Raw genomic sequence first — 12,084 nt, 5'->3', positions numbered from 1 at the left:
TCATCCATGGAAAAGGAGAAGACAAAATGAGGAATCCCATTTTTACTAAGAGTCTGGTATCTGGCTTACTGCTATGCAGCGCATCCAGCTGGGCGGCAGTCACACCATGCGAAGCGATCATGGACAAAATCAATGCCAAGTTAGAAGGCAAAGGGGTCAGTGATTACGCTCTCAAAGTCGTACCAAAAGATACAGAAACCAAGTTGCGCGTCGTCGGTGTCTGTGAAGGTGGCAGCAAAAAAATCATTTACCAGAAACAGAAAGGCAAGAAAAAAACCGAAGAATAAACTCTTCTATTCTTTTATAACTGTTTCACACAGTAATGAGCTAAGCCAGAGTATGTCATCAGTGCCGATGTCTGCTCTGGCGATAAAGCCGTCACTTCAACAAAACCCTGCTTTTGCCAGAACGCTTTCGTACTTTGCACTGAGACCAGATGCATTGTCGTCCAACCTGCACTGAGAGCGTATGCTTGCGCATGTTCGACCAGCCGCACGCCTACGCCGCGTCCATGCATCGCCGTACCAACTGCAAGATCGTGCAGATACAGACTATCGGCGTCCCTTGCAGGGTCAAAATCACTGCCAAGAGATGAAATCTTCCCGCTGCTTGAGGGATAAGCCATCAGATATGCACAGACACCCACTGCCGCATCCTCCGCAACCCAGCAGGTAGCCGGTGCCGCTCTCAGTCGCGCATGAAAAATGCTCTCAGCCTCGACCATCGCACTCACATAGGCCTGTGTCTGTACCCCGAACACCGCAGCGATATCCTGTTCACGCATCAAACGAATTTGTAATGACATACGACGCCAAGTTATTTTTTTGATTTGGCAGACGCGGATTCCGAAGCAGATGCAGACTCTGAGGCACTGGCATCGTCTTTAACCGGCGGCGCGTTTGACGCAATTTCTGGTTTGACGTTGTCTATCTTGTTTTCACGCATATAGTCGTTCATCTCTTTCCATCCGGCGTACACGGACGATCGGGCGGCATCGGGATTGAGCGCATAGCAGTCTTCAATCGCGCGCCCGGCATGACGACAGGCGCTACCGGTAGCACGCGCATCAGATTCCTTCTGCGCCGCTTCTTTCGCCGGATCTGCAATGCCCAGACGTTCGCATGCACTCAACAAAAATAAAGGAAACAAAGCCAACAGGACGGAATGACGAAGCGACATCGCAGCACCAATGAAGAAGGAGAAAATCGTAAGCTTCATCACCATCTGACGAAGCAGTTTTATCGTTTCCTATGATACCCCACTGTCATCACAAAACCATAGAGATCTATCCGATGGTAAAAGCATGCACTTTGTTGTGTTTCTGCCGATATGTCCTTTAACAATATCAAAGCTACTATGATGTCAGCTTGATTGAATAAGCGAGATCTTTTGATGAGTGTGGCAAGATGGTAGGCGGCGTCCTCGCTGCGCTGGGTGCAGGTTTATTGTGGGGTCTGGTCTTTATCACGCCCTTGTTATTACCGGATTATCCCGGCGTGGTGCTTTCATTTGGCCGCTATCTGGCATTTGGCCTGATCGCACTGATTCCGGCATGGTTTGACCGCCAGCGTATTCTTGCCCTCAGCAAAACTGACTGGCACAGCGCACTGAAATTGGCGGCAGTCGGCAATATTATTTATTACGCTGCGCTGGCCAGTGCGATTCAGCTTGCCGATGCGCCGCTGCCAACCATGCTCATCGGCACCTTGCCAGTCATGATCGCGGTCTTTGCGAACTGGTCACCACATCATCCTTCCGAATCCATCGCCTGGAAAAAACTCGTGCTGCCGCTATTGCTGATTTTTTGCGGCATCATGCTAGTCAACAGCGAAGAATTGCGTCATCTTGATGCCCAACGCTCGATCAGCGATTACGTGAAAGGTGCAGGCCTGGCATTGATTGCCGTCGCTGCATGGACCTGGTATCCGATCATGAACAGCCGGTATTTGAAGAATCATCCACAAATTCAATCCAGCACCTGGGCAACTGCACAAGGATTAGCAACCCTGCCGCTCGCCCTGTGTGGTTTTCTGCTCTACGGAATGGTTCAGACGATGCAGCCAACGCCAGTCTATGATTTTCCATTCGGCAGCAGCCCCGGTAAATTTATCGTCGGTATGCTGACACTGGGATTACTGGCATCATGGCTGGGCACGCTGTTATGGAATCGGGCGAGCCAGAAATTAGCCACCAGCCTCAGCGGTCAGTTGATTGTGTTTGAAACCCTGTCGGCGCTGTTGTACGCATTCATTCTGCGTCAGACTGTTCCTGCTCCGCAGATACTCTTGGGAGTATTATTACTTTGCCTTGGTGTCGCCTTTGCTTTACGCGGGTTTCAGAGTAAGCAGGAGTGATACTCCCCCTAATTTCTACTATTTGCCAGTGAAACTATGTTGACTAAAAAAATCCTGAGCACTGCCGCGATACTGATGCTCCTGGCATGCAGCCCGCAGTTTGACTGGCGCGAAGTCCGCGGCAACGATGCACCTTTCCGTGTCCTGATGCCAGCGAAACCGGCGAGTTTCAGCCGGGACATGCAACTCGCCGGGCTGACGCTGAACATGCAGATGACAGCAGCCGATGCAGCAGGCGTCAATTTTGCAGTCGGCAGTGTCAGACTGGATGATCCCGGCAAAGCTGGTGTCGTGGCAGAAGCAATGAAAGATGGGATGCTGAAAAACATAGATGGGCAGATCACGCAAGCGGCCAGCAGCCCCGACGGTATCGTTGAAATGCAGGGAAAATTGCCCGATGGCGAAGTAGTCACTATGGCCGCTCGCTTCATCATACGCGGACCACGGGTATATCAGGTGATTGCGATTGGTCCGGCAAAAAAACTGAAACAAGATGTCATCGATACTTACATGAGTTCATTCAAAACCGACTGAAGCACAAACCACAAAAATCAGGCAATTACGATTATGATAGCTTCAGCAACGTTCCCTATCATCCGCCATTGTTTCGCGGCGCCGTTTTACACTGCAATACCACGCCATACGTGAACACTGTGTCTGACAAAACCGCCCTGACACCCAAAAAATGGAGACCCCATGCTGATCATATTCAAATCAAAAGCGGCCGCAGAAATCGTCATGTATAAGGAACATGCACGGCGTATTCTGGATCTGCTGAACAAGGATGTCGAACAAGGCATCATCACAACCGCTGAATTACCCGCAGCGATCGCCAGCATTGAAGCGGCCATTGCTGAGAGCAAGATCCACTCCGTTTCCACTGAAGTCGCGCATGATGTCAACGCGCATCAAAATGAGAACGACGACGAACATGAAAAGCCTGCAACGGTATCGTTCGCCACACGGGCATTTCCTGTGCTTGAGATGCTGCAGGCTGCACAAAAAATGCAAAAAGACGTGGTGTGGGGTGTCTGATTCATGACGGCTCATATCGAAAACACCCGGGAATTTGATTTAACGACGCAAGATGGCACCCGCCTGTTCGTCCGCGACTGGCCGCTCGCTCCCAACGGCGATCAACTGCCGCCAGGCGTGCTGCTGATGCACGGCCTGGGCGAACACTGCGGCCGCTATGCGCACATTGCCCGTTTTTTTAATGCCCTCGGTTTTGCTGTCCGCACTTATGACCATCGTGGTCATGGCAAATCCTCTGGCAATGCCGGAGATGTCCCTGACGACGACGCGATATTGAGAGATGCACAAACCATCATTCAGGATTTCAGTCAGCAACTGGCGGCACCGCCTATTCTGCTGGGACATAGTATGGGAGGCTTATTCGCTGCCCGTTTTGTCGCCGCGAATCTGGCACCGGTCAGGGCGCTGATACTTTCATCTCCGGCTCTGGCAATACGTATGTCAGGTTTTGAGCAACAACTCGCCAAAGTGGCACTGGCGCTGTTTCCCGGAACAGGGCTGCCGAATGGACTGAAAACCCGCTATCTGTCACATGATGCCGAAGTGGTTCAGGCATATCAGAATGATGCGCTGGTACACCCAAAAATCAGTGCCCGTCTGCTGCGCAGCATGCAGGCAGCAATCGCTTTTACTCATCAGCATGTCAGCAATATTGCTATTCCGGTGTTGTTATTGGTCGCTGAAGACGACCATCTGGTTGATCCGGATGGTAGCCGCCGTTTCGAAAAGGGCGTCGTCCCAACATTGATGACCGCGCATTATTACGACGGCTTTTATCACGAAATTTTTAACGAGCTTGATGCAACACCGGTCTTTGACGATCTCCGTACATGGCTGGAACAACAACATCTGACGCCGCTCACAGCAACGTCCCATGTAACAGGAACCTGAGCCACCAACTGAATCACCAGGAAATAAATATGGAACAATTTGGCATCATTCATTTTGGGTTATTTTGTCTGGCAGTGATGTTGCTCAATGCAACGCCCGGGCCTGATACCGCCTATATCGTCGGGCGCAGCATCGCTCAGGGTCGCACTGCCGGTCTCATTTCCGCACTCGGCATCTCGGTTGGCTGTCTGTTTCACGCATTCGCATCTGCATTCGGGCTGACCGCAATCATTGCCACCTCGGCACTGGCATTCACCATCATTAAACTGGCGGGTGGCGCCTATCTGATTTACCTGGGTGTCAGAATGTTGTTCAGCAAACCGGCAGTCTTGATTGCACGTTCAACCGAACCGGAACGCCGCCCGCTGCAGAAAATTTTCTGGCAAGCGGTACTCACCAATATTCTCAACCCGAAAGTCGTGCTGTTTTTTCTGTCGTTTTTCCCGCAATTTGTCTCAACCGATGCAAATCACAAAACCTCTGCATTTCTGCTGCTCGGCGCAACCTTCGTCCTGATGAGTACGCTCTGGAATAGCGGCACTGCCTTTCTGGCTGGTACACTAGCGCGCCGCGCAAGTCAGAATCCCCGCTACAAACTCTGGCTGGAGCGCTTTGTCGGAACAGCATTTGTCGGTCTGGGAATCAAATTGCTACTCACCAAACATTAATATGCAAGAACAACCAAGAAAAATCCTCGGCAAACCTGCCATCAAACCGGCTCGTACAGTCGCTGCGGCACCTGAAGCTCAACCACCAGCGCCACTGCTGGAGCTGAAGCCGGATTCACTGGCTTTCAGCCTTTCCGGTGCAGCACAGGCAGTGGCCTATGTACTCGAAGGCATGGCGCTACCACAGGCATTGGCAAAAGTTTTTTTACAAACGAATGCATTGCCGCAAGCGCGTGGCGCGATACAGGATATTTCTTACCGGACGATGCGTCAGGTCGGGCGCGTTGATGCGCTGCTGAAAGCCATGACAAATAAAGCGCCAGAACCAGCATTGTTGTACGGCTTGCTTTGCTGCGCCCTGACTTTGCTGGTGAAAAATGAAGGCGAAGATGCGCCGTACGAGGATTTTGTAGTGGTTGATCAGGCCGTCACCGCCGCCAGCGCCAATGCTCACATGGTCTTTGCCAAAGGCATGGTGAACGCTGTATTGCGCCGCTATCTGCGTGAAAAAGAAGAATTACTCAAGCTCGTCATGAAGCAACCTGCGGCGGTCTGGAATTATCCGCAGTGGTGGGTAGACCAGACCAAAGCAGCCTATCCGGATAACTGGCAAGCGATTTTAACGACCGGCAACCATGCACCGCCGCTGACCTTACGCGTGAATCGCCGGATCACCAGCACCGCCGCCTATTTGCAATTACTAGCGGAACAGCAGATTGAAGCCTCACAAATCGGGCCGTTTGCGGTACGTCTGGCCAAGCCTTTGCCAGTCAACAGCATTCCGGGCTTCGAAGATGGCATGGTATCGGTGCAGGATGCGGCAGCGCAACTCGCCGCGCCACTGTTGGATGTGCAAGACGGAATGCGGGTGCTCGATGCCTGCGCGGCACCGGGCGGCAAAACCTGCCACGTGCTGGAACTGGCCGACGTCAATCTGCTGGCGCTGGATATCGATCCTTTGCGCGTCAAACGCATACAGGAAAATCTGACCAGGCTCAAACTATCCGCCACCATCAAAGAAGGCGATGCCAGCCGTTCGGGATGGTGGGATAACAAAGCGTTTGACCGGATACTTGCCGATGTCCCCTGTACCGCCTCAGGCGTAGTACGCCGTCATCCGGATAGCCGCTGGTTACGCCGCAAAACCGATACCGCGCAGCTAGCTGCCTTATCATCGCGCATACTCGACAATCTGTGGCGCATGCTGGCACCCGGCGGCAAAATGCTGATGGTCACCTGCTCTATCTGGCCTGCTGAGTCGGAGGCGCAAGCTGCTGCCTTTGTCGCCCGGCATGGCGCAATCCGTCTCGATGCACCAGGCCAATTATTGCCAACCATGGCGAATCCGTCCGATGCAAACAACGAACACGACGGTTTGTTCTATGCCTTGTTTCAAAAACCCGGGCAAAGCTAACGGAAAACACGAGCTTCAAGTTATCATTGGGGCTACGATTTTTATTTCCTGATTGCATGCTCCTTCGTCTGAACGATCACCTACGCCGCTTAGCGCTGACACTTGTGTTAGCGCTATTGGCGTTGCTCATCGTTCCGACTGTGCATGCGGCGGAAGCTGAAGTCACCTCAGCCAGAATCGAAGCAAGCGATGAAGGCTACCGTCTGGCCGCCAGCTTTTCGTTCGAACTCAGCCACGCGCTGACCGACGCAATCGCCAAAGAAATCCCCATCTCATTCACCACCGAAGTCGAACTGACCCGTCCCCGCTGGTACTGGTTTGATGAAAAAACCATACGCGCAGTACAAACCGTCCGCATCGGCTACAACCCCTGGACGCGGCAATACACCGCCACCATCAATCAGGGTTTACAGCAAAATTTTGCCACGCTCGAAGATGCACTCGCGCTGGTATTGCGACCACGACGCTGGATCGTCGCCGATAAAGGCACGCTGACTGCCGGTGCAGTCTATAACGTTGCCGTCAAACTGAAACTCGATCTGAGTTATCTGCCCAAGACTTTCCTGATTACCTCGCTCAATAACAGCGACTGGCGTTTCTCCTCAGACTGGAAACGCTTTACCTTCAAGGCTGAAGACAAGTGACAAGATTTTTGCGGTATGCCTTGATTATCGGCGGTGCTCTGATGAGTATCCTGCTGTTTTTACTGACTACCGCTTCTGAAAATTCCGCTAATTTTGAGCCCTACTATGGCTGGCTGCTTGGTGCCAATGCCGTCGTCGCCTCCGCTTTATTGCTGCTGATTTCCGCTTTGGTATGGCGTTTATTCAGTCGTTTCCGCAGCCGTGAATTCGGTTCCAAACTGATGACGAGGCTGGTGTTATTGTTTGCGCTGGTGGGCATACTGCCGGGCTCGGTCATCTATGCGGTATCCGTCACCTTCGTGTCGCGCTCAATAGAATCCTGGTTTGACGTCAAAGTGGAGTCTGCTCTGGATTCCGGCAAGAATCTCGGTCTGGCGGCGCTCGATTTTCTGCTGGCCGATCTGCAGGCAAAAGCGCGTGAAATGGCGAGCGAGTTATCAACGCCGTCAGACACGCCTTTATCCATCAAGTTATCGCGTCTGCGCGAACGGGCGCTGGTGCAGGAAGCTACGATCGTTAACAGCCGCGGCAGGCTGGTTGCCACCGCCAGCCAGAACTTTGGACGGCTAGTGCCGGAACTCCCGACCGCCGACATGCTGCGGCAAGCACGTAATTCGCGCATCTTTGCCGCCATCGACGAAAAAATTAATACGCCGGACCCCGCCGAGGTGAATAAAAATGCCGGGTTGAGCGACGCAAAACGTCCGATTCTTCCACAAGAAAACAATAAAACCCTGCGTTCGCGTGTTGTCATACAGTTGCAGGCAAGTGATATGGCGCTGTCCTTGCAGCGGGAAACCTATTTTCTGCAACTGATACAACCGGTTCCGACAAATCTGGCAGCGCACGCCGAAGCGCTGCGCAATGCGTCGACCGAATATCAGTTGCGTTCGCTGGGCCGGGGCAGCTTGAAAACCATGTATATTTTTACGCTGACGCTGACCCTATTACTGGCTATTTTTGCCGCCATTGCCAGTGCCTTCCTGATTTCCGGTGAACTCGCGCGCCCCTTACTGTTGCTGGCGGAAGGAACGAAAGCGGTCACTGAAGGTGATTTTTCACCGCGCCCTATCGTCACCAGTACGGATGAACTGGGCAGCCTGACGAAATCGTTTAACACCATGACACGCCAGTTATTCGACGCCCGTGCCGCCGTCGAAAAAAACCGCAGTGAACTGGAAAATGCCAAGGCCTATCTGGAATCGGTGCTGGCCAATATGTCGGCAGGTGTGATGGTATTGGATCAGACTGGCCATCTGGTGACGTGCAACGAATCTGTCGAACGCATACTGCAACGGCCATTAGAAGCGGAGATTGGTCAGCCACTGGCGGATATCAATGGTATGCATGATTTTGCCGATGCCATCGACAAAGCCTTTTCAGAACAACATGCGCAATCAGCAGCCGGTGGTAAAGAGCAACAGGAACACTGGCAACAACAAATTGAAGTACCCCGTCCTGATGCAGTCAAAACAGCAGAGCCAGCTTCAGGTGCGATGCCGAACGACGATAAACAGACGATTACTTTGCTCGCCCGTGGCTCACATTTACCGGTCGGCGCGGGTAATGGCTATGTCATTGTGTTTGATGACATCAGCAATATTATCTCCGCGCAGCGTTCGATCGCCTGGGGCGAAGTGGCGCGACGACTTGCGCACGAAATTAAAAATCCGCTGACGCCAATACAACTATCTGCAGAACGTCTGCAAATGAAATTGCAGGATAAGCTCAATGAAGCCGATGTCGCCATTCTGAATAAGAGTACAACGACCATAGTGAATCAAGTGTCATCGATGAAGCGCATGGTCGATGATTTCCGCGATTATGCGAAAACTCCACCGGCAGTATTGTCGCAGCTTGATCTCGGTGAACTGATCGATGAAGTGCTGCATCTGTATCTGGCGGGCGATGACCGCGATATCATCCGCCTGCATCTGGCACCGGATTTACCGAAAATTATGGGTGATGCTACGCAACTGCGCCAAGTCATCCATAACCTGCTGCAAAATGCACAGGACGCCGTTGCCGATCAGCCGCAGTCCGACGTGCCACCACGCATTGATGTGATCACCGAAGTCGTTCATTACAACAGCAAAGCGCAGGATGTCTGCAGCGCAGTGAAGCTATCAATTATCGATAACGGCCCCGGATTTTCCAGCAAAATTCTGGCGCGCGCATTCGAACCTTACGCGACATCGAAACCACGCGGAACCGGATTAGGACTTGCCATGGTGAAAAAAATCATCGACGAACACGGTGGTCGTATCGATATTCAGAATCGCAGTGATACAAACGGTGCAAAAGTAGCGATTTTGCTGTTAAAGTTAGCACCGGACTCAAAAACAGCATGAACAGGCTGATTTCCATTCGACATTAACGAAGATTAATGCGGAAGAGTAATGCGGAAATAAGAAAGAAAAAAACCACAAGGGCAGTAATAGGGTAGATTTATGGCAAATATTCTGGTCGTAGATGATGAAATGGGTATCCGGGAATTACTCTCGGAAATTCTGGGAGATGAAGGACACGTGGTGCAACTCGCGGAAAACGCGCAGCAGGCACGACTGGCCAGACAGGAAGCAAAACCCGATCTGGTGTTGTTGGATATCTGGATGCCGGATACCGACGGCGTCACCTTACTTAAAGAGTGGCAGCGCGACGGTTTGCTGACCATGCCGGTGATCATGATGTCGGGTCACGCGACCATTGATACCGCCGTCGAGGCAACCCGTATCGGTGCGCTGAACTTTCTGGAAAAACCCATTGCTCTGCAAAAATTACTCAAAGCCGTGCAACAAGGGCTGACCCGTACACCCGAACCTGTACGTCCGGCAGCGCCAGCATTGCGCGTCATCAGCAGCGATCACAACCATCCCAGCCTGACTCAGGGCGGCATACAGGCAAGCAGCGGCACCTTTGAATCGCGCCAGTTCAATACCGCTCCTGCCGCAGCAAGTGCGCCGGCAAATCAATTCGCCAGTCTGTCGTTTGATTTACCTTTACGCGAAGCCAGAGACGCGTTTGAACGAATTTATTTTGAATATCATTTAAATCGTGAAGGCGGCAGCATGACGCGGGTTGCCGAAAAAACCGGCCTTGAACGCACCCACCTTTATCGCAAACTCAAACAACTCGGTGTCGAGTCCGTCAAATACGCCAAACGCGGCGAATAATCTGCAAACTGCCGTGCCGCTGACGCTCGTCAGCGGTGGCAGCTATCGCCAGCGGGAAGCTCAGATCGCTGCCTGTATCGACCATGATCAGAAGCATGATAAAAGCATCGACCGCGTCGCCGTCCTGCTGGAAGGTTTGCCTGAGGGCGATCTGCTGCTGAGCGATACCCAACAACTCCATTTACAAAGAATTGCCCCCGGCTGTTTTTGCTGTATCGGCAATCTGACCATGCGGGTCAGCCTCAACCGGGCACTCCGGCAACGGCCACAACACGTTTATCTCGGCGTTGCCAGTAGTGAGCATCTCGACAATCTCAGGCTGACTTTACAACAAGCACCCTACGACCAGTTACTGACAACAGAAGAATCTGTTTCCCTGTAAATTTTCAGAATAAACTAAAGCTATTCTTTACGGCACCGTAACCTCTATCAGGCAGCACGTTTTTTGCTTACTTGTGGGACTTGCGCAAAGTTGTCCCGGTAAGGCGTGGCGACGAAGGCAGTACGAATAGTACGGCTAGGAGCCATAACACCGCTGGGGCGACTTTGCGCAAGTCCTAACTTGAAATTTGCTGCTAACAGCACCATGTCCGGTCTATATGAGGAAGTCATTTCTCCAGCCAGAAAGGATGCAAAATGAATCTTATTTATAACAGTGAAAATTACAGCGTCGTTGAATACAGTGAAGATGCGGAGCACGAAGCTCTGCGTTTTGGCGGCTACGAAATTACCGACAAAGCAGTACGTCGTGAATGGTTTATCGGTGGTCCGCAGGCGCTGAATTTCCGGCATGGTGTCACCGAGCTGATCGCGAGCGAACCCAGCATAGAAGAGATCGACGATTTTCTAGGTCAGTTTGATGGCTATATGCGGCAAAGCGTTCTGCTGCACTGACCCACCGTAATATCCACCCACCAATACACGGCATCAGTTGCCGTGTATATCCTTACTACGGCAAGCTGCTATCTTGCTGTTTTGCTGTTTTTGCTGTTCAGCGCCACTCAATAACCTGGTCATGCCTATTAACTCTCATACAAGCTGGCTGGAAAGTCTGCAAGCTCTGCCAGAGAATGCGCCTGCGATCCTGATCACGGTCACGGCAGCTAAAGGCTCGACGCCGCGCGGCACTGGCACGCGCATGCTGGTCACGGCACAGCATCAGTACGACACGATAGGCGGCGGTCATCTCGAATGGAAAGCCATTGCGCATGCCCGTCTGTGGCTGGCGGAAAGCGCTGAGCATAACGCCGCCACCCGGCATCTCGATCTGGCGCTTGGCCCCAGTCTCGGTCAATGTTGTGGCGGCGCGGTCAGTATCATGCTCGAACGCACCGATAGCTGGACTACCGAACAAAAGCTGGCGCGCTATGCCGAATTTCAACAACAGCAAGCGCAATTACCGCATCTGTACCTGTTCGGTGCCGGTCATGTCGGTAGCGCGCTGGTGAATGTATTACAGCAAACCCCTTGCCGCATCACCTGGGTCGATGAGCGCGACCATTTGTTTCCAGCGCATTTACCACTATCGGTGCAAACGGAAGCCACTGACTGTCCCGAAGATGTCGTCGTTCATGCCGAAGCAGGCGCTTACTTTCTCGTCATGACCCATCACCACGGTCTGGATTTGCTGCTGAGCGAACATATCCTGCGTAAGAATGATGCCGCCTGGTTCGGTCTGATCGGCTCACAAACCAAACGCGCCCGCTTTGAACACCGTTTGCGCGAGCGCCAGATAAGCGCCGCCCGGCTGGCGACGATGGTCTGTCCGGTCGGTATTGACGGTATCACTGGTAAAGAACCCGGCGTCATCGCCATTGCCATTGCGGCACAGTTATTGCAACTCTGGGCGAAGACACCTACACTGCCGGACTTCGCCTCTATCACTCACACAGCGGAATAAACAGC

16 protein-coding genes are annotated in these 12,084 nt (G+C 52.5%); 13 read left to right on the top strand and 3 right to left on the bottom strand.

From position 1 onward, the window contains the following. Positions 1-26: 26 nt before the first annotated feature. Positions 27-287: a DUF1161 domain-containing protein gene (locus H8K26_RS01340; RefSeq protein WP_190476801.1), complete on the top strand. Its 261-nt coding sequence runs from the start codon at positions 27-29 to the stop codon at positions 285-287. A gap of 14 nt (positions 288-301) precedes the next feature. Here H8K26_RS01340 and H8K26_RS01335 read toward each other — a convergent pair whose 3' ends face one another. Further along, positions 302-805, bottom strand: coding sequence for a GNAT family N-acetyltransferase (locus H8K26_RS01335; protein WP_190476799.1), 504 nt, complete (start codon positions 803-805; stop codon positions 302-304). An 11-nt stretch (positions 806-816) separates the two neighbouring features. Next, positions 817-1,218, bottom strand: coding sequence for a hypothetical protein (locus tag H8K26_RS01330; RefSeq protein ID WP_223826780.1), 402 nt, complete (start codon positions 1,216-1,218; stop codon positions 817-819). A gap of 188 nt (positions 1,219-1,406) precedes the next feature. Here H8K26_RS01330 and H8K26_RS01325 point away from each other — a divergent pair, with 188 nt between their 5' ends. The 10 genes from H8K26_RS01325 to H8K26_RS01280 all read left to right on the top strand — a co-directional run bounded on the left by H8K26_RS01325 (position 1,407) and on the right by H8K26_RS01280 (position 10,561). Further along, positions 1,407-2,354 (top strand): DMT family transporter, encoded by a 948-nt coding sequence (locus H8K26_RS01325; RefSeq protein WP_190476797.1) that lies wholly within the window; start codon positions 1,407-1,409, stop codon positions 2,352-2,354. Between the two features lie 36 nt (positions 2,355-2,390). Further along, on the top strand, positions 2,391-2,888 hold the full coding sequence (locus tag H8K26_RS01320; RefSeq protein WP_190476795.1) for a hypothetical protein: 498 nt from the start codon (positions 2,391-2,393) through the stop codon (positions 2,886-2,888). Between the two features lie 162 nt (positions 2,889-3,050). Then, on the top strand, positions 3,051-3,389 hold the full coding sequence (locus H8K26_RS01315; protein ID WP_190476793.1) for a DUF1840 domain-containing protein: 339 nt from the start codon (positions 3,051-3,053) through the stop codon (positions 3,387-3,389). A gap of 3 nt (positions 3,390-3,392) precedes the next feature. Continuing rightward, positions 3,393-4,280, top strand: a complete 888-nt coding sequence (locus H8K26_RS01310; RefSeq protein ID WP_190476791.1) for an alpha/beta hydrolase — start codon at positions 3,393-3,395, stop codon at positions 4,278-4,280. A gap of 29 nt (positions 4,281-4,309) precedes the next feature. Beyond that, entirely contained in the window at positions 4,310-4,948 is a 639-nt protein-coding gene (locus H8K26_RS01305; RefSeq protein WP_190476788.1) for a LysE family translocator, read from the top strand. A gap of 1 nt (position 4,949) precedes the next feature. Further along, complete coding sequence (gene rsmB, locus H8K26_RS01300; protein WP_190476786.1) at positions 4,950-6,362, top strand: 16S rRNA (cytosine(967)-C(5))-methyltransferase RsmB; 1,413 nt, start codon at positions 4,950-4,952, stop codon at positions 6,360-6,362. A gap of 56 nt (positions 6,363-6,418) precedes the next feature. Beyond that, on the top strand, positions 6,419-7,006 hold the full coding sequence (locus tag H8K26_RS01295) for a DUF4390 domain-containing protein (protein WP_190476784.1): 588 nt from the start codon (positions 6,419-6,421) through the stop codon (positions 7,004-7,006). Next, the gene (locus H8K26_RS01290) at positions 7,003-9,357 is read left to right on the top strand and encodes a sensor histidine kinase (RefSeq protein ID WP_186883960.1); all 2,355 of its coding nucleotides are present in this window, start codon (positions 7,003-7,005) and stop codon (positions 9,355-9,357) included. The genes H8K26_RS01295 and H8K26_RS01290 overlap by 4 nt, the downstream gene beginning before the upstream one ends. A gap of 99 nt (positions 9,358-9,456) precedes the next feature. Beyond that, complete coding sequence (locus H8K26_RS01285; protein ID WP_190476782.1) at positions 9,457-10,179, top strand: response regulator; 723 nt, start codon at positions 9,457-9,459, stop codon at positions 10,177-10,179. Beyond that, positions 10,142-10,561, top strand: coding sequence for a GTPase (locus H8K26_RS01280; RefSeq protein ID WP_317889226.1), 420 nt, complete (start codon positions 10,142-10,144; stop codon positions 10,559-10,561). The genes H8K26_RS01285 and H8K26_RS01280 overlap by 38 nt, the downstream gene beginning before the upstream one ends. A 47-nt stretch (positions 10,562-10,608) precedes the next feature. Here H8K26_RS01280 and H8K26_RS01275 read toward each other — a convergent pair whose 3' ends face one another. After that, entirely contained in the window at positions 10,609-10,791 is a 183-nt protein-coding gene (locus H8K26_RS01275) for a hypothetical protein (protein WP_190476780.1), read from the bottom strand. A gap of 24 nt (positions 10,792-10,815) precedes the next feature. On the opposite strand from H8K26_RS01275, the gene H8K26_RS01270 reads away from it, so the two are divergent. Both H8K26_RS01270 and xdhC read left to right on the top strand, forming a co-directional pair. Then, positions 10,816-11,073, top strand: coding sequence for a BTH_I0359 family protein (locus tag H8K26_RS01270; RefSeq protein ID WP_186883964.1), 258 nt, complete (start codon positions 10,816-10,818; stop codon positions 11,071-11,073). A 121-nt stretch (positions 11,074-11,194) separates the two neighbouring features. After that, a complete protein-coding gene (gene xdhC, locus H8K26_RS01265) occupies positions 11,195-12,079 on the top strand; it encodes a xanthine dehydrogenase accessory protein XdhC (RefSeq protein WP_190476778.1) in 885 nt (294 codons plus the stop codon). The last annotated feature ends 5 nt before the right edge of the window (positions 12,080-12,084 follow it).

The sequence above is a fragment of the Cognatundibacterium aquatile genome (assembly GCF_014699135.1).
GTDB lineage: Bacteria > Pseudomonadota > Gammaproteobacteria > Burkholderiales > Burkholderiaceae_D > Undibacterium > Undibacterium aquatile.
This window is presented reverse-complemented; position numbering and strand designations above follow the sequence as displayed.

Bases quoted from the DNA above. Each gene is read 5' to 3' on its own strand.
- H8K26_RS01340 (WP_190476801.1), top strand. From the start codon at position 27: ATGAGGAATCCCATTTTTACTAAGAGTCTGGTATCTGGCTTACTGCTA.
- H8K26_RS01335 (WP_190476799.1), bottom strand. From the start codon at position 805: ATGTCATTACAAATTCGTTTGATGCGTGAACAGGATATCGCTGCGGTG.
- H8K26_RS01330 (WP_223826780.1), bottom strand. From the start codon at position 1,218: ATGAAGCTTACGATTTTCTCCTTCTTCATTGGTGCTGCGATGTCGCTT.
- H8K26_RS01325 (WP_190476797.1), top strand. From the start codon at position 1,407: ATGGTAGGCGGCGTCCTCGCTGCGCTGGGTGCAGGTTTATTGTGGGGT.
- H8K26_RS01320 (WP_190476795.1), top strand. From the start codon at position 2,391: ATGTTGACTAAAAAAATCCTGAGCACTGCCGCGATACTGATGCTCCTG.
- H8K26_RS01315 (WP_190476793.1), top strand. From the start codon at position 3,051: ATGCTGATCATATTCAAATCAAAAGCGGCCGCAGAAATCGTCATGTAT.
- H8K26_RS01310 (WP_190476791.1), top strand. From the start codon at position 3,393: ATGACGGCTCATATCGAAAACACCCGGGAATTTGATTTAACGACGCAA.
- H8K26_RS01305 (WP_190476788.1), top strand. From the start codon at position 4,310: ATGGAACAATTTGGCATCATTCATTTTGGGTTATTTTGTCTGGCAGTG.
- rsmB (WP_190476786.1), top strand. From the start codon at position 4,950: ATGCAAGAACAACCAAGAAAAATCCTCGGCAAACCTGCCATCAAACCG.
- H8K26_RS01295 (WP_190476784.1), top strand. From the start codon at position 6,419: ATGCTCCTTCGTCTGAACGATCACCTACGCCGCTTAGCGCTGACACTT.
- H8K26_RS01285 (WP_190476782.1), top strand. From the start codon at position 9,457: ATGGCAAATATTCTGGTCGTAGATGATGAAATGGGTATCCGGGAATTA.
- H8K26_RS01275 (WP_190476780.1), bottom strand. From the start codon at position 10,791: ATGACTTCCTCATATAGACCGGACATGGTGCTGTTAGCAGCAAATTTC.
- H8K26_RS01270 (WP_186883964.1), top strand. From the start codon at position 10,816: ATGAATCTTATTTATAACAGTGAAAATTACAGCGTCGTTGAATACAGT.
- xdhC (WP_190476778.1), top strand. From the start codon at position 11,195: ATGCCTATTAACTCTCATACAAGCTGGCTGGAAAGTCTGCAAGCTCTG.